Origin of the sequence: Allomuricauda sp. MMSF_3307 (assembly GCF_030733585.1) — a bacterium.
Classification (GTDB): domain Bacteria; phylum Bacteroidota; class Bacteroidia; order Flavobacteriales; family Flavobacteriaceae; genus Flagellimonas.
This window is the reverse complement of record NZ_JASHIQ010000005.1, coordinates 305,911-324,589: the sequence shown is the minus strand read 5'-3', so window position 1 is coordinate 324,589 and position 18,679 is coordinate 305,911. Positions and strand designations below refer to the sequence as shown.

The window sequence follows — 18,679 nt, the reverse complement described above, 5'->3', positions numbered from 1 at the left end:
CCGACTTGGAAAACAAATCTAAATCAATCGTATGTTTTGTCGATGAAAATTTGTTTTTTTTCGATGAAATACACTTTTCAACACATTGATTTTCTGATTGCTTCAAAAAAATCGTTGAAAACCGACTTAAATCGGTCAAACTACATTCACGACAAGACTAGTACGGGGAGTTCCTTTTTTTGGATGTGGTATATGCGAATTATCGATGAAATGCATTCTTTTTTAACATCGAGCCGCTTTTTTTAACAGTCTCAGGTTGTTTGACGGTTTGGCGGATTCATAAAATAGGAGGGAGGCGCCATAGGTAGATGTGCGCCTTAATAGGACACAGCGAACGCTATGAGTGAATAGAGCTGCAGGAAAGGGAATAAGTGCCTATGTAAGGCAATGCGGCAATACCACAAAGGAAAAGTGAACCAAGGTAAGTGCTTCCTTAGTAATTTTGGAACCCAAGGCTTGGGTTCGGGTAAGGTCTATTTGTAAAATGCTTTGTACCAGTCAACGAACTCCTGTACTCCTTTCTCAATGGGCGTATTAGGGGTATAATCGTAGTCCTGTATCAGGTCGTTTACATCGGCCCAAGTGCTTTCCACATCACCGGGTTGTATAGGCATTAGATTTCGTTTGGCTTCGTTTTGCAGTGAGGATTCGATAGCGTCTATAAAGGCCGTGAGCTTTACCTGTTTATTGTTGCCAATATTATAGATCTTGTACAGCTCGTCCTTTCGCTTACTTTCCGCGATAGGGGTTTCAATAATCTTTGACATTCCGCCTACAATATCGTCCACATAGGTAAAGTCCCGTGCCATGTTCCCATAATTGAACACATTGATGGGCTCTCCTTTTTTTATGGCATCTACGAACAGGAACAGGGCCATGTCCGGTCTGCCCCAAGGACCATATACAGTAAAGAACCGTAATCCTGTAGTAGGCAATTGGTACAAGTGGCTGTAAGTATGGGCCATGAGCTCGTTGCTCTTTTTAGTTGCCGCGTAAATACTGATGGGCCTATCTACCGTATCCTCGGTGGAAAAGGGTATTTTTTCGTTCAATCCATAAACGCTGGAGCTACTGGCATATACCAAATGCTTTACCTTGCCGTGTCTACAACATTCCAATAAATTGGCAAACCCTACCACATTGCTCTGTACATAGGCGTCCGGATTTTCCAAACTGTACCTTACCCCAGCTTGGGCGCCTAGATTACAGACTACATCAAAGGTATGGGTGTCAAAAAGTTGGTTCAAGGCATCACGATCGGCCAAATCGAGCTTTATAAATTGCATTCGGTCTTGGTGAAGGGAGCTGCTGGCCAGTTGATTGTCCCTTTGGGCAATAGATCGGGCAATACCCAATTGTTCCAAACGAGCGTACTTTAGACCAACATCATAATAATCGTTGATATTGTCCAAACCAACTACGTTGTGTCCATTTTTAATCAAAAGTTCACATAAGTGGTATCCGATAAAGCCTGCTGCCCCTGTTACTAAGATATTCATTGGCCAATATGTTTTGTGATTCGTTGGTTGGTCGATTTTTTCTCCAAGATTTCTTTAAGATATTGTTCTGTGGCCGAAGCCATTTGGTGGGTCGAAAAGGTTTCCAGAAAGGTTTTTCGGGAATTTTCGCCCAGTTTTTTAATCAAATCTCTGTCCTGTATCAATCCCAATAATTTTTGGGTCAGGTATTCAGGATCTTCTTTTGGAATCAAGTAACCATTATGACCATCCTGTACCATTTCATGCACACCACCCACATTCGAAGCGATGATGGGCACCCCCACGGACATGGCCTCGCATATGGAAAGGGGAAGCCCTTCGAATCGTGAGGTTAGCACAAAAATATCCGATTTGTTCAAAAATGTTGGGATATCGTTGCTTTCCCCGTGGAAGGTAATCAGATGGTCTATTTCCATTGCTTTTGACAGTTCCACAAAATGATCAAATAAGTCTCCGTGCCCTACCAAATCCACGTGGATTGGCTGCTTCTTGAGGGCTTGAAGTGCCTTAAAGAGGGTGAGATGATCTTTTTGGTACGAAAACCGAGCGGTCATCAAAATATTAAGACGTCCCTCTTCTTTGGGCGTATCTGTGTCCAAAAAGTCCGGGCTACCGTTATAAATAACACGCATTCGTGAAGCAGGAACAATTTTGTTTTTAGTGCCAAGGTCGAAATCAAACTGGGAAACCGTAATCAAATGGTCCGAAAACCGTCCCATTACTTTTTCCAAAGCAAGGTATACGTATCGTTTTAATCCTTTTACCCCCGGGGTAAAGGACCAACCGTGAACGGTAAAAGCATTAGGTATGTCCAATTTGTGACAGGCCAATCTGCAAAGGATACCAGCTTTGGAGGAATGGGATATAACAATATCGGGGTCCTCCTGTTTCAGTATATTTTTAATGGCCTTGTAGCAAGCCATGTCGTCTTTGGGCGAAATCTCCCTTTTGAGGCTTGGCACACAAATCACTTGAATGTTCAGGGCTTCTAATTTACGCGTCAATGTCCCTTTTTGCCCGACCATCACCAGCACTTCGTGACCATTTTTTACCATGGCCTCAGTATTGTTGTACAGCACCATTTGAGCACCTCCAATAGGTTCGCTTAGCGTGATGACCTGGATGATTTTCATTTGCTCGTGAGGTATGGTTTTAGATGAGGTATTCGTGTGGGCTATAATCATTCGGGGTTCCAAGATATTCTGGAACCCTGAACGTTCTACTTTTTACTGCTCTGTCCGATTTTGTAAAATTTGAAACCAATGGATTCCATGGTTTCATGATCTAGAATCCTTCGTCCATCAAACACAAAGGCAGGTTTTAGCATAAGATCGTGAATTTTTTGCCAATCATAGGTTTTAAACTCATCCCATTCCGTCAAAATAGCCACGGCATGTGCATCTTTGGCGGCTTCCATAGGGTCGTTTACTACCGTTACCAATTGTTCCAATTCTTCACGGGACTTATTCCCAAGGTATTCCAGGTCGGCAAAAACCCGTTCCTTGGTTACCTTTGGGTCATACACGACAATATTGGCATTTTCTTCCAACAGCGCATCCGCAACATAGATAGCGGCTGACTCGCGGGTGTCGTTGGTATCCTTTTTAAAGGCCCAGCCATAGAATGCTATTTTTTTGCCGGAAACTGTGTTATACAAGGTAGATATAATGTTGTCCGCAAATCGCCTTTTCTGGTAGTCGTTCATGATCACAACTTGCTCCCAATAATCGGCAACCTCTTGGAGTCCAAAGCTTTTGGCGATATATACCAAATTCAGGATGTCTTTTTGAAAACAGGAACCACCAAACCCTACGGAGGAGTTCAAGAATCGAGACCCAATACGTGAATCATATCCGATGGCCTTGGAAACCTCTGCAACGTTGGCGTCGGTTCTCTCACACAGCGCAGAAATGGAGTTGATGGAGGATACCCTTTGCGCCAAAAACGCATTGGCCACCAGTTTGGATAGCTCGGAAGACCACACATTGGTCTGCAGGATACGCTCCTTGGGCAACCAGTGTTCATATACCCAACTTAAGGCATCCTTGGCTGCTTGGCCGGAAGGTGTTTCCGCGCCTCCGATCAAAATACGGTCGGCATCCAATAAATCCTCAATGGCAGTTCCTTCAGCAAGAAATTCGGGGTTGGATAGGATTTCAAAATGAACTCCGTTCCCCGTATTGTCCAAAATACTTTTTAGGGCTTGTGCCGTTCTAACGGGCAAAGTGGATTTTTCTACCACAATTTTGTCATCTACCGCTACTTTGGCGATATTTCTGGCACATAGCTCGATATATTTTAAATCTGCCGCTTGCCCTTTTCCCTTTCCATAGGTTTTGGTAGGAGTATTTACGGAAATAAAAATCATATCCGCATCGTGTATCGCCTTGTCAACATCTGTGGAAAAGAACAGATTCTTTCCACGGGCTTCACCCACTACTTCCTTGAGGCCGGGTTCGTAAACGGGAAGTTTGTCCAAATCATCATCGTTCCATAAATCAATCCTTGCTTGATTGATATCTACTACGTTCACGGTAATTTCCGGGCATTTGGATGCAATTACTGACATGGTGGGACCTCCAACATAGCCAGCACCAATACAGCAAATATTCTTAATGGTTTTCATTTTTAATTTTTAAAGAGTTCAAAGATGATAAAAAAAACACGAGACTGGGGTTTGTTTTTAGACAAAGTCACTTTTTTTTGGATGAATGGGAACTATCTAAATAGTTCGTTGTTCATGGAAAAAAAGCATTAAAAAAAGATGTAGAACAACTTCCAATCATTTTTTGCCCAAACGGTATGTTCCATTAAACGATTTTTCAATAGATTGAACGAAATAAAAACACAATCATTCAAGTTCATACATAGTTTTACGTTCGTTTTTGTTTACATACAACAGGAAGAAATTGAAATTATTTTATTGTTTAGGTCTTTATTTATTTTGACTTTAGGGGTAGATGAGGTTTGCGTACGTAAGAATTGGTTAAAATATAACCTTTAATCGTGGATTTTGGACTTTTAATCCCAAGGCGACGATTTAAACCCAATAATTTTTTAAAAAATCGGTTTCTTTGATAGCTAAAAGTTTTAATACATCAAAAAAGATAAAAGGACACCTAACAAATAACCAATGACAATGAAATTTCAACCTCAAAGAATCTTACTATTGGCACTTACAATGGTTTTACTGAGTGCCTGTGGCTCAAAAAAGGATGTAGTATATTTTCAAGACGCCGCTTTGTCAGGCCTGGAAACCCAAGTAAAGGAAAGCCGTGCCGCAACACGCTTTAAGATAGATGATTTGATCAGCATTTTTGTATCCACCTTAGATCCTGAGGCCAGTGCACCCTTCAACCTTTTTAGGGGAACACAGGAAGGGGGGATTAGACCCGAACAAGTGGATTACCTCGTGGACAAGGAAGGGGAAATTGATTTCCCCGTCATCGGTAAATTGAAAGTAGTAGGATTGACTCCAGAGGAATTGAGGATAAAGCTTACCGAAAGTTTAGCAGACTACTTGAAAGATCCTATCATCAACATTCGATTGAAGAATTTTACCGTTACAGTGCTCGGGGAAGTGAACCGACCTGGAACTTATTTGGTGAACGGGGAACAGATCACCATTTTTGAAGCCTTGGGATTGGCCAGCGATATGACCATAAAGGGGATGCGAAAGAACGTTTTGGTCGTTAGGGAGTTTGATGGGACCAAAGTCTATTACAGGATCGACCTGACCTCCAATAAAGCAGCCGAATCCCCTGTATACTATTTAACGCAGAACGATGTGGTGTACGTAGAGCCCAATAAGTCGGCCATCACCTCTTCCGCTTTGGATAATAGGGCCAGTATTACAGTGTCCATTGTTACTGCTTTAATTACATCAACTGTTCTTTTGATTACCAGAAATTAAATCGTACTTAAAATTTCCGTTTTTATGGAAAACCCCAATCTGAATACGAACATGCAACGAAATAGTTTAAAAGTTGAATTAGAAAAGTACCTCAAATACAAGTATTGGTTTGCGCTTTCAGTAGTATTTGCCGTGGCCGTGGCTTACTTATATGTAAGGTATGCCACACCAAAGTATCAGGCCAATGCTACTATTCAAATTGTCGAGGAGAAGAGTTCCCCTTCGGAACTCAGCTTATTCAGCGATTTGAACCTGCTCCCAGGAGGCTCAAAAAAGGTCGAGGATGAAATCGAAGTGCTTCGCTCTCGAACCAATGTGAGACAGGCAGTGCTGAACTTGGGATTGGACAAAAAAGTATCCCATGTAGGCAGGGTCAAAAATTCCGAGGTCTACGGCGCCGTTCCCGTAAAAATGTCGCTCGACTCCGTGGCCAGGGATGTCGTTTTTAGCTGTTACATTTCTCCTTTGTCGCAAACCAATTTTATGTATTGGACGGAAGAAAATGAAGAACAACAAAAGAAAACATTCGGCGAAGAAATTGAAACAACCAGAGGGAAACTGACCATCCTTCCCGAAGAAAGTGATAAGTTGAAACCGTACATTGGTGAAACCTTGAAAATAGATCTTTTGCCCATGGACGATGCTACCTTGGCTTATCAAAAAGCATTAGTGACGGCTATTGCCGATGAATATTCTTCTATTATCAATTTGACTATCCAAGATCCCGTTCAGCAAAAGGCTATGGATTTTTTGAACGAGCTGGTCAACATATACAATACGAACGGTAAAAATGATAAAAAAGCCATTGCCGATCGTACCGCAGCATTTATCGATGACCGAATCGCAGATATTTACAGCGACCTTTCGGAGGCGGATCAAAGTGCGGAGGACTTTAAAGCGGGCAGGGGACTTACGGATATCCAATCCCAATCCAATATCAATCTCAATGTAAGTGCAGCGAATCAACAAGAACTGCAGGATGCACAAATTCAATTACAGATAGCGAATAGCGTAAGCGACGAACTGGAGAGTCAAGATGGTTATGGGATATTGCCTTCCAATATCGGTTTGGCCGATCCATCCATTACCAGTACCACGGCACGTTATAACCAGTTGGTATTGGAAAGGGAACGACTCCTAAAGAGCTCCAACGAGAAGAACCCAGTAATTGTAAACATAGACGAACAACTGGAAAATCTAAAAAAGAGCATGCAATCCAGTTTGAACAGTATGTCGAACAATCTGAACCTTAGGGTAAATAACTTGAGTTCGCAATTGGCCACCATCAACTCTAAAATATACTCGGCGCCCCGCAACGAAAGGGCTCTGAGGGAAATTACCCGTAAGCAGCAAACTGTGGAGGGGCTATACCTTTATTTACTTCAAAAAAGAGAGGAGGCCCAAATCGCCTATGCGTCAGCTTCGCCCAATTCAAAAATTGTGGATTCCGCATTTCCGGCCAGTAAATTCCCGGTCGCTCCAAAGAAGAGTATCATCTATTTAGCTGCATTTTTGTTGGGCCTATTGATTCCTGCTGGTTTGATTTACGGATGGGATCTTTTGGATGACAAAATCCATAGTGCACATTCCTTGGAAAAATTGGTTTCCAGTGCAGGTGTTCCAGTGATTGGGGAATTGCCAAAACTTAAAGGAAAATCTATTAAAACCGTTGGAAAAGAAGATCGTTCGGTGCTTTCGGAAGCTTTGCGAATCATTAGAACCAACATGGATTACCTCCTTAAAATGGAACCGGCCAAAGGTTCCCGAAAAAATATTATTTACGTGAGTTCAAGTTTGCCTACAGAGGGCAAGACCTTTTTCTCTACCAACCTATCCCTAATTCTGTCTAGTACCGGTAAAAAAGCATTGCTTTTGGGAGCTGATATACGAGATCCCAAGTTTTACCTCTTCTTCAATAACGGAGATGAAGATGCGAGAAGTCAAAAATCCAATTTTAAGAAGAGTGCTGGATTGACCGAATACCTTTTTGATGAGGGTACACGATTTAAGGATATTGTAAATACCAATGAAATCAATGGCAACAAGGTGGATGTGGTTCATTCGGGTAAAATACTCCCTAACCCGTCCGAACTGTTGATGAGCGATAGATTTGGTGAACTTATGGACGAGGTTTCCCAGGCCTACGACTATGTAATTGTAGATACGGCACCCATGATGCCTGTCACCGATACCTTGCTGATAAGCCAATATGCCAATTTGTTGATATATGTGACCAAGGCCGATAAAACCACCGTGGGCGATATTGAGTTCCCTCTAAAGCTTAGAAAGGAAGGAAAGATCAATCACCTTGCCTTCGTCGTCAATGGGGTAAAATCCTCAGAACTGGGATACGGTGGCAAGTATGGTTATGGTTACGGAGCCAGAAAGAAAAAATGGTGGAAATTTTAATCCAAAACATAACCATATAACTTCAAATCAGCACTCCCTTTGAGGCAATACAATTTCAAATCTCAATCAATTGACCATGGAAAATAGGAAACATGCATATCTTATTATGGCCCATAACGAGCCGGAATTGCTGTGTAAGCTATTGCAATGTTTGGATGATGAACGCAACGATATTTATCTCCATTTGGATCAAAAGTTCGATGCCGTTTCCGAGGAAGAATTAAAAAATCAATGTCAATTTTCCGAGGTTTATTTTATTGAGCGAAAGCCGATTTACTGGTCTGGATACAGCCAAATTGATTGTGAATTAAGATTGCTCAAGGCAGCTGTTCCCAAGGGATATGCGTACTACCATCTGTTGTCCGGGGTAGATTTGCCCATTAAAAGTCAGGACTACATTCACAACTTTTTCAAAGAACACGATGGAAAACAGTTTTTGTCGGTAACCAAAGTAAAAAACTGGAAAATAGCAAGCCGTTTTAAGTACTACCATTTCATTGAAATCAACAAAAGATTGCCCAGAAAATGGTCTCGAACGCTCAGGTATCCCTTTGCTTTGTTACAGACCTGCTTGTTTATCAATAGATTCAGGAATAGCGAATTAAAGGATTTTTATTGGGGGCAGGCCTGGTTCAGTATTACGGACGGTTTTGCAAAGTATATTGTGAACAAAGAGCCCTTTATTGCCGAAAATTTCGATAACGGTTTCTTTAACGATGAAGTATTTATGCAGACCTTGTTGATGAATTCCGAATTTAAAGATAGTTGGTCTCCCATGGGTTACATGCGATTGATTGATTGGGATAGGGGGAAACCGTACACATGGACATCTAACGAATTGGATGAATTGTTCGCCACCAAGGCACTTTTTAGCCGTAAATTCTCCATGCATACCGACGCCGAATTGGTGGATACCATCATAAGGAAGATTTCAAAGTAACAGGCCCATTTGAATTGCTCCTACCACCGGATTCCAAAATTTAAACTGTAGATTGTCCAGAAATATACACTGCTTTCTGAAGGAGTATTTCAGTTAAATACTGTCTTTTTTACAATGTTTACACCATAGGTCTTGTAAGTATAAACTAACATATCTGTAGCTATATCAGTATGTTTTAGGTGTAAATTATGCTGTAAGTAAACCTAAATTTCGTACCCTTTATTTCCTATTTATTTTTTGTCCAGATAAGGAATAGGATATCCATGATGTTCACATGGTCGTTGAACGGGAAACTTTTTGGTTTAATCGAATAAAAATGCTCCAATTCCCCCGTAGGGGAGTATTCTTTTATTTTTGGATGCTAGAAAAAACCTGGCCAACATTGCTATGATTTATTTCAATACCATGGAAAAAAATTACTTCTCAAATGCATTTAGGGTATCACTTATAGCCCTTGTTTTTTTACTATGCGCTTTCAACTCAAACGTAAATGCGCAAATCAATTTTGATCAAAGCCAATTGAATTTTAATGGAAATGTTTCGGCGGGAATCACCTCGTTGATGTACGGCCCAGACGGAAGACTTTATGTTGCTGAGTATCCTGGAACCATTAAAATTTATACCATTCAGCGAAATAGCTCCACCGACTATGAAGTTGTTGGAGTAGAGTCCTTGTCCGGGGTTAAGAATATTGTGAATCATGATGATGATGGCACACCATGTAGTGGATCTGGAAATGCCTGTTCCAGTAGAGAGACCACGGGGCTTACCGTTGCAGGTACGGCCTCAAACCCGGTAATTTATGTGGCATCCAGTGATTTCCGCATCGGAGCTGGATCGGGTGGGGGAAATGGTGATGTAGGTTTGGATACCAACTCTGGTGTTATCACAAGATTGAGCTGGAATGGAAGCTCTTGGGATGTAATTGACTTGGTTAGAGGCTTGCCTCGCTCCGAAGAAAACCATGCCACCAACGGTTTGGAAGTGACCACCATCAACGGAACGGAATATTTAATAGTCGCCCAAGGGGGACATACCAACGGCGGTGGACCTTCCACCAACTTTGTATACACCTGTGAATATGCATTATCAGGCGCCATATTGGCCATAAATTTGGACGCCATCAATAGCTTGCCAGAACAAACCGATGGGAATGGGCGTAAGTATGTATACGATTTACCTACCTTGGACGATCCCACAAGGGCCAACGTCAATGGAATCGAAGACCCGGACGACCCAGGTTACAATGGGATAGATGTAAATGACCCTTGGGGCGGAAACGATGGTTTGAACCAAGCTATTGTGGATCCCACAGGACCGGTTCAGATTTTATCGCCCGGCTACAGAAATGCGTATGACCTTGTGGTAACGCAAAGCGGAGCTTTGTACGTTACCGATAATGGCGCCAACCAAGGCTGGGGAGGTTTTCCCGTCAATGAGGGCACTGCTAATGTAACCAATGAATACGATCCGAACGAGCCAGGAAGCCAATCCCCAACTCCTGATGGCGAGTTTATCAATAACTTAGATCACCTCGAATTGGTGACTACGGATCTTCAATCGTATGTTTTCGGCAGTTTTTATGGTGGACACCCGAACCCGGTAAGGGCCAACCCTACTGGAGCGGGATTGTACACCGACCCTGATGGTGGCCTTACTCCTGTATACCGTACATTGACCTACGATCCAGATGCGTCAACTCCTGGATCTACGAATAATCCTGCCCTAGCTTTACCGGCCAACTGGCCTCCAGTACAAACTGCAAATGCGGTGGAAGGTGATTGGAGAGGACCGGGTTTGATAAATCCCGAAGGGCCCGATGATCAACCTGTGGTAACTTGGGGAACCAATACCAACGGCATTGATGAGTATACCGCCAGTAACTTTGGTGGTGCCATGCAAGGAGATTTGATAGCAGGCGTCAATACCGGAACGTTACGACGCGTGGAGCTCAATGCCAGCGGAACTTTGGAGAATTTTACGCCTAGTTTTGCCAGCGGGCTTGGGGGAGATGCTTTGGGAATTACCTGTAATGGGGATGGGGAAATTTTTCCCGGAACCATTTGGGCAGGTACCTTAAATGGTCTTATCATTGTCCTCGAACCTGCTGATTTTATCGAGTGCGATAATCCAGCTGGAGATCCCTTGGCGGATTTTGATAACGATGGTTACACCAATCAGGATGAGCTGGACAATGGCACCGACCCCTGTAATGGAGGTTCGCAGCCTTCAGATTTTGACAAATCCGCAGGAGCACCATTTGTGTCCGACCTCAATGATCTTGATGATGATAATGATGGTATTTCGGATGCAAACGATCCATTTCAAATTGGTGACCCCACTGTTGGGGGGAGTGATGCATTCACGCTTCCGGTCAACAACGATCTTTTCAATACCCAACAAGGTCTTGGAGGTATTTTTGGCCTTGGTATGACAGGTCTTATGAACAACGGCGATCCTAATCCAAACTATTTAAATTGGTTGGATAGAAGGGATGACCCGAACGACCCCAACCCTAACGACGTATTGGGCGGTGCACCTGGTTTGATGACTTCTCATATGACTTCAGGTACGGCCAATGGCATTGCCAATACCCAAGAAAAAGGGTATCAATATGGAGTACAGGTAGACCAAAATACAGGTGTGTTCACTGTCATCGGAAATCTGGTCAATTTGAATGGGCCTCTACGTATTTACGGAAATACCGCGGCAGTTGGTGGTGAATTGGGACACTTTATTGGAGACGGTACCCAGAGCAACTTCATAAAGTTGGTCCTTACCCAAAATGGCATCACGGCCCTTCAAGAAATCAACGATGTGCCCCAGACGCCCATCAATATCCCAATTGCGGAAGTAAACCGGCCAAGTAACGAAGTTATCTTCTACTTTGTGGTCGATCCTTCCAATGGGGAGGTAACCTTACAATATGAGCTGGATGGTGGCGGTCGTTTAACCGTCGGAACCATTACGGCCCAAGGAAGCATTCTTGACGCCATTCAACAAACCAATCAAGATTTGGCCGTTGGTTTTATAGGTACCTCCAACACGCCAGGTGTGGAATTGGAAGGTACGTGGGATTTCTTGAATGTTTTGGGAGAACAGCCCACGCTGTTCCAAGAGATTCCGGATATTACCCAGGCAGTCGATGCTGCTGATGAAATCATTGATTTAGATCCTTTTTTCGACGATGATTTTGGCGACGGGAATCTAACCTATAGTGTTCAGGGTAATACGGACCCCAATATTGGAGCTGTTGTTAATGGTAATGAATTGACCTTATCATTCCCATCCACTGTTACGATATCGGATATTACCATAAGGGCTACCGATGTAGATGGATTTTTTGTGGAGGATACTTTTAATGTAACCGTAACGGATGCCCCTGTTGTTCTTTTTAGGGTCAATGCTGGAGGACCTGAGCTACCTGCCATTGATGGTGGAATGCCGTGGTCGGCAGACGAATTGGGTAACAGTTCACCTTATTTGACCATTGCCGGAACCAATCAGGTGTATGTAACCTCTTCCATGCCTGCAGATGCTGCTGTGGATCAATCCACAACACCATTGGAAATCTATGCTACGGAACGATTTGATGCGGTTCCAGGACTTCCTAATCTCACCTATGAATTCCCTGTTCCAGAGCCCGGCAATTATGAGGTGCGCCTTTATATGGGAAATAGTTTTCCCGGAACCTCTGAAGCAGGAGAACGTATTTTTGATGTGGCGATAGAGGGTACTACTTTACCCTTATTGAACGATATCGACCTTTCTGGCACTTATGGTCATCAAATTGGAACAGTGATAACCCATACCCTAAAGGTGACCGATGGCACCTTGAGTATAAGCTTTTCACACGGTGCTGTAGAAAATCCACTGATAAATGCCATCGAAATTTTGGATGCCTTTGAAAACGATACCCCTATATATGTAAACCCCATTGCCGACCAGCTAGGAAACGCCGGAGAGCAGTTGACAGGAAGTTTGGGAGTATCCGCTTTTGGAGGTGACGGAAATTTACAATATTCAGCTGTAGGATTGCCTCCAGGATTGGTCATAGAACCGACCAACGGACAAATAGGAGGTACCATAGATGCGAGTGCTCCGTCAGGAAGCCCTTACAATGTAACAGTAACTGTGGACGACAGCGATGGTCTAACCAGTGATACGGTATCCATCAACTTTACCTGGGTCATTACGGAAACCTTTGCAATTCGAATCAATGCAGGAGGTAATCAGGTAAGCCCCAACGATATTGGACCCAAATGGGAGGACAATTCTGTGAATGGCCCTCAAACGGGAGGTAATTTTGCAGTAAACACAGGAACGGTTACCAATTTCGTAGGAACCATTTATGATAATAGGGACAGTTCTATCCCAGCCTACATGGACAACGCCACCTTCGCAGAAATTTTTCAGGAAGATCGATTCGATCCGCCCGCAGCTCCCGAAATGGAGTATACCATGGATGTGGAAAATGGGAACTATGTGGTTAATATATACACCGCCAATGCTTTTGACGAAGCCAATCAAGTTGGAGACCGTATCTTCGATATTTTGATTGAAGGTGTCGTAGTGGAAAGCAATTTTGATGTTATCGACCGCTTTGGCCATGAGGTGGCTGGTATGCTCTCTTATCCAGTTGAGGTTACTGATGGCGAATTGAATGTCTTGTTCAATCATGGTCCTATAGAAAACCCTTCCTTGAATGCCATTGAGGTGTTTAAGGTGGATACCAACAATCCTACCTTCACCTTGGCAGCTATCACCGATAGGACAAATGAAATCACCAATAATGTCATCATCAATGCTTCTGCTACTGGGGGTGATCCAGGTGAAAATGCTACCTATTATATAGCTGGACAACCCGATGGGGTTACCATTAATCCTGCTACCGGAGAGATTTCGGGTACCATCTCTGTGGCCGCAGCCAGTGGAGGACCCAATAACGATGGTGTTCATACCGTGGTCGTCACAGCCATGAAGCCATTATCGGCACCTTCAAGTCAAATATTTACTTGGACTATCGATTCGCAATATTTGTGGAATGACAAAAACGAAAATCTCGATTATACCGCGAGACACGAAAATTCCTTTGTACAGGCTGGCGATAAATTTTATCTGATGGGTGGCCGCGAAAATGCGAGAACCATTGATATTTATGATTACACCTCTAATACCTGGACTTCGTTGATAGATTCTGCACCTTTTGAACTCAACCATTTCCAGGCCACGGAATACAACGGTCTTATTTGGGTGATAGGAGCCTTTAAAACCAATAATTTCCCCAATGAGGTTCCAGCGGAATTTATATGGATATTTGATCCGGCAAGCCAAGAATGGATTCAAGGCCCCGAGATTCCTGAAAGCAGAAGACGGGGATCTGCAGGCTTGGTGGTCTATAATGATAAGTTTTACATCGTGGGAGGAAACACTGCGGGACATACCAGTGGATTTATTCCATGGTTTGATGAATACGATCCTGCCACGGGAATATGGACCCCGTTGGCGGATGCACCCATTGCAAGGGACCACTTTGCTGCCGTGGTCATAGGAAACAAACTATATGTTGCCTCAGGTAGACAATCCGGTGGGGAAACCACTTGGAGACCTACCATTCCGCAAGTGGACGTGTACGACTTTACCGCCGAATCTTGGAGCACACTGCCTAGTGGGCAAGATATCCCAACCCCTCGGGGAGGAGCGTCTGCTGTGAACTTTAACAACAAATTGGTTGTAATCGGGGGAGAGGTACAAAATGAAGAAGTATATGGCGTGTTAACTGATGATGCCCTAAAAATAACCGAAGAATTTGATCCAGTATCATCCTCTTGGAAGCGACTGCCCGATATGAACTATGACCGACATGGAACGCAAGCCATCGTTTCCGGAAATGGAGTACATATTTTGGCCGGAGCTCCTAACAGAGGAGGTGGGTCACAGAAAAATATGGAGTTTTTAGGGGAGGACAATCCCGTAGGGACACCTTCCGTTGCCAGCACACTTTCAGTACCCACTACCGTGGTGGTGAATGATGGGGAAACAGTAAATGTGGATATTGCTGCAATCGACGGTAATGTGGGGCTATTTGTAAAGTCCATGGCCATTTCAGGGGCGAACGCTGCAGATTTTAGTATTGCATCGGGAGAATTGACCAATGCCTTATTAGGTGTTAACGATACCCATACCTTGAGTATTTCCTTGGCTGGAACTGGTGCGGATAGAACCGCCATATTGACCATTGATTACGGCAATTCGAATACGGCAAGCATTGCATTGACCAATAATCCCGATGCTACCTTTGGCGTGACCAACCCTGGGGACCAATTTAATTATGAAAATGATGTTGTGTCATTACAAATTGAGGCGACCAGTCCCAATGTCACTACGTATAGTGCAACAGGATTGCCGCCAGATTTGACTATAGACGAAAACACCGGGGTAATCTCAGGAACCATTGATGATGGGTTTGTAAGCGATGGCGGAACCGCATTCAATGAAGAAAACGGATTGGTTGTTGTGGAAGCAGAATCCGGAGACACCACAGGTTGGGATATAACCACCTTGGATGGTGCAACTGGGATTATTGCTAATACAAATAGTTTGAGTAATCAAAACGGATCTACTATCCCATACCAAATCAATATTACCCAAGCTGGTGTATATCGCTTTAACTGGAGAAGCTTTTATTCCGGAGGAAGTCCAACTGATGAAAACGATAACTGGTTGCGTTTCCCTAATAATGACGACGTATGGTTCTTCGGTTTTGATGAATCTGCTGGTAATCCCGGTAACGAGGCAGCCATTATTGCAAACCTGCAAGGAGCCCAGACCGATATTGTCTTTCCAGGGGGGACTTCTAGAATAAGCCCAGCTACCACGCCTGCAGGAGAGAGCAGCAACGGTTATTTAAAAATATACCGAAGTGGAGGTTCCTCGGAGGTGTACGATTGGCAGGCCAGGACCAGTGATAATGATCCGCATGGCGTGTATGTATGGTTCGTGAATCCAGGCACCTATACTATGGAAATATCGGAGCGTTCCGCAGGGCATGCCATTGATCGTTTCGCGTTGTACAAAGTTGATGAATATGGTTATAATTATAATGCCGACAACTTGACAAATACACCGGAATCTCCACAAGGAGGAGGAACCCAAGGCGACGGTGCGGCGGTGAACAGCCCGTATAGTGTATCCGTTACTGTAACTGATAATGGAGACCCTGCAGGCAATGAAACCATTGACTTTTTATGGTACGTGAGTGCCGGAGATTTGATAGCCGCCCCACAGGCCGATGTTACAAACGGAGTAGTGCCGTTAACGGTCAACTTCACAGGTAGCAACTCCTTGGATGATGTAGGGGTAACCAGTTACCTATGGGACTTTAAGGATGGACCCGGTTCCACTTCTACAGATGCAGACCCCACCTACATATTCAATAGTATAGGTACTTACGAAGTAGACCTTACCGTTGGTGATATTGATGGAAATTCGGATACAAAGAGCATAACCATTGAAGTAACCGGTACAGGTGTACCGCCTGTTGCCCTGGCAACAGCTAATGTGACCGAGGGAGAAGCTCCTTTGGAAGTCATATTTACAGGTAGTACATCTTCTGACGATTTGAGTATCGATAGCTATGCTTGGGACTTTGGAGATGGTAACCTTTCGACGGAGGCAGACCCGACCTATGTGTACACCACACCAGGAATCTATACCGCGATCTTGACGGTTACCGACATTGAAGGACTGACGGATACCGCTGAAATCACCATAACGGTGAATCAACCTAATGACCCACCAGTGGCAGAGGCCATAGCTTCGCAAGAGTCTGGCGTGGCACCATTGCAGGTTGATTTTACGGGAAGTGGTTCTTCGGATGATATAGGCATCATAAGCTACGAATGGGATTTTGCCGATGGTGGCACGTCCACCGAACAAAACCCATCATACACCTTTAACGCCACTGGTGTGTACGAGGTGGTGTTAACTGTGACCGATGGAGGAGGATTGACCGCTACCGATACGGTGACCATAACGGTAACCAATCAAAATCCGATTGCTGTTATCGCTGCGACACCAGATTCTGGGGAGGCACCTTTGGAGGTTTCGTTCACTGGAAGTGGTTCAACGGATAATATCGGAGTGGCATCCTATGCGTGGGACTTCGGGGACGGAAACACTTCCACCGATGCCGATCCTACCCACATATATACAGAACCTGGTAATTATACCGCCGAACTTACGGTAACCGATACGGAAGGCGCAACAGCAACGGCTTCTGTACTTATCCAAGTTACCCAAGAGGGAGGTAACCAGGCACCAGTAGCGGTCGCAACGGCGAATCCTACGGAGGGTGTGGCCCCACTTGCGGTTATCTTTAACAGTGGCGGTTCCACGGACGATTTGGGTATCGATTCCTATTTCTGGGACTTTAGTGACGGCAGGACATCAACTAACCAGAATCCTAATCTCTCGTTTAACACACCAGGGGAGTATATCGTGAGCCTAACGGTGACCGATGCCGGAGGATTGTCTGATACCGATACTGTAACGATTATCGTATCTGAACCTAATAGTAATCAGGCACCTAACGCGGTGGCTTCGGCTACCCCATTGAGTGGAAATGTACCTTTGGAGGTCACCTTCACCGGAAGTGCCTCTACGGACGATGATGCAGTGGTAAGCTATGCTTGGAACTTTGATGACGGAGCTACTTCCACCGAGGCAGACCCTGTACACACCTATACCAATGTGGGTACCTATTCGGCTGAATTGACCGTAACGGATGCTGAGGGACTTACAAGTACTGATACCATAACCATTACAGTTACCGAAGTGGGAAATACGAATCAAGCACCTGTCGCGGTAATTTCTGCAACTCCTGAAACTGGAGAAGCACCTTTGGAGGTAACGTTCACAGGAAGTAGTTCCACCGACGATGTTGCTGTGGTAAGCTATGCGTGGGATTTTGGGGATGGAACATCTTCAACACAAGCTGACCCAATACATACCTATGCAAATATTGGTTCATACGCCGCCGAATTGACGGTAACGGATGCTGAGGGACTTACAAGTACTGATACCATAACCATCACAGTTACTGAAGTGGGAAATACGAATCAAGCGCCTGTCGCGGTGGTATCCGCTGCTTTAGAGAGTGGAGAGGCACCTTTGGAAGTATTATTCACGGGCAGCAATTCCACCGACGATGTGGCTGTGGTAAGCTATGCATGGGATTTTGGGGATGGAACCTCTTCAACAGAAGCTGATCCAACCCATACCTATACGGCTCCTGGTACCTATACAGCCGAACTTACCGTTACCGATGGTGAAGGTTTGACGAATACGGCTGCCATTGACATTGAGGTTACGGAACCAAACGAACCCAATACCAACGAGCCAGGCTCTGCCAAAGCAAGTATTGCTCCGAACCCTGTGCCGATAACAGATGATTTTGCCAGTGTGCAAATAAGCGAGTTACCTGATGGAGTAGTGGTGACCAAAATTCATCTACATGATTCAACAGGTAGGCTTGTGGGAACTTATGATCCAGCTCAATTGTACGATGCCGAATTTGAGACCTACAGAATACCTATTTTCACTTTACGCAGTGGATTGTATTACACCACTATTGAATTAAGTAGTGGAGATCCCATAGGTATCAAGTTCTTGGTTTCCAACTAAAAAGTAGTTTGTTAAAATTCAAAAGGCCTCCAAATTGGGGGCCTTTTTTATGGCCATCAAAAAAAGTGCAGTATAGTTTGCTTTAAAAGGGAACAATCTTTGGCGGAAAGGCCTTTGCAGACGTTTTTTACCATTATTCAGAGACAATATGAAGCAGTTTATACAGAGATCCACAAATAAGCTCTCCAGGCTTATCAATTGCCCTGAAGACCTTTTAAAAGTGCTGATTTCACC

General features: G+C 44.1%; 7 protein-coding genes. 4 read left to right on the top strand and 3 right to left on the bottom strand.

Annotated elements, in window-relative coordinates; translation table 11 throughout:
* Positions 1 to 473 precede the first annotated feature (473 nt).
* The 3 genes from RBB12_RS13890 to RBB12_RS13880 form a co-directional block, all read right to left on the bottom strand.
* Positions 474 to 1,499, bottom strand: a complete 1,026-nt coding sequence (locus RBB12_RS13890) for an NAD-dependent epimerase (protein ID WP_306013860.1) — start codon at positions 1,497 to 1,499, stop codon at positions 474 to 476.
* Complete coding sequence (locus RBB12_RS13885; protein ID WP_306013861.1) at positions 1,496 to 2,632, bottom strand: glycosyltransferase family 4 protein; 1,137 nt, start codon at positions 2,630 to 2,632, stop codon at positions 1,496 to 1,498. The genes RBB12_RS13890 and RBB12_RS13885 overlap by 4 nt, the downstream gene beginning before the upstream one ends.
* An 86-nt stretch (positions 2,633 to 2,718) precedes the next feature.
* Positions 2,719 to 4,125 (bottom strand): nucleotide sugar dehydrogenase, encoded by a 1,407-nt coding sequence (locus tag RBB12_RS13880; protein WP_306013862.1) that lies wholly within the window; start codon positions 4,123 to 4,125, stop codon positions 2,719 to 2,721.
* A gap of 513 nt (positions 4,126 to 4,638) precedes the next feature.
* On the opposite strand from RBB12_RS13880, the gene RBB12_RS13875 reads away from it, so the two are divergent.
* The 4 genes from RBB12_RS13875 to RBB12_RS13860 all read left to right on the top strand — a co-directional run bounded on the left by RBB12_RS13875 (position 4,639) and on the right by RBB12_RS13860 (position 18,445).
* A complete protein-coding gene (locus tag RBB12_RS13875; protein WP_306013864.1) occupies positions 4,639 to 5,412 on the top strand; it encodes a polysaccharide biosynthesis/export family protein in 774 nt (257 codons plus the stop codon).
* 24 nt (positions 5,413 to 5,436) lie between these two features.
* Positions 5,437 to 7,821, top strand: coding sequence for a GumC family protein (locus RBB12_RS13870; RefSeq protein ID WP_306013865.1), 2,385 nt, complete (start codon positions 5,437 to 5,439; stop codon positions 7,819 to 7,821).
* Positions 7,822 to 7,897: 76 nt separating this feature from the next.
* Complete coding sequence (locus RBB12_RS13865; RefSeq protein WP_306013866.1) at positions 7,898 to 8,761, top strand: beta-1,6-N-acetylglucosaminyltransferase; 864 nt, start codon at positions 7,898 to 7,900, stop codon at positions 8,759 to 8,761.
* Positions 8,762 to 9,166: 405 nt separating this feature from the next.
* Positions 9,167 to 18,445: a PKD domain-containing protein gene (locus RBB12_RS13860; protein WP_306013867.1), complete on the top strand. Its 9,279-nt coding sequence runs from the start codon at positions 9,167 to 9,169 to the stop codon at positions 18,443 to 18,445.
* Positions 18,446 to 18,679 lie beyond the last annotated feature (234 nt).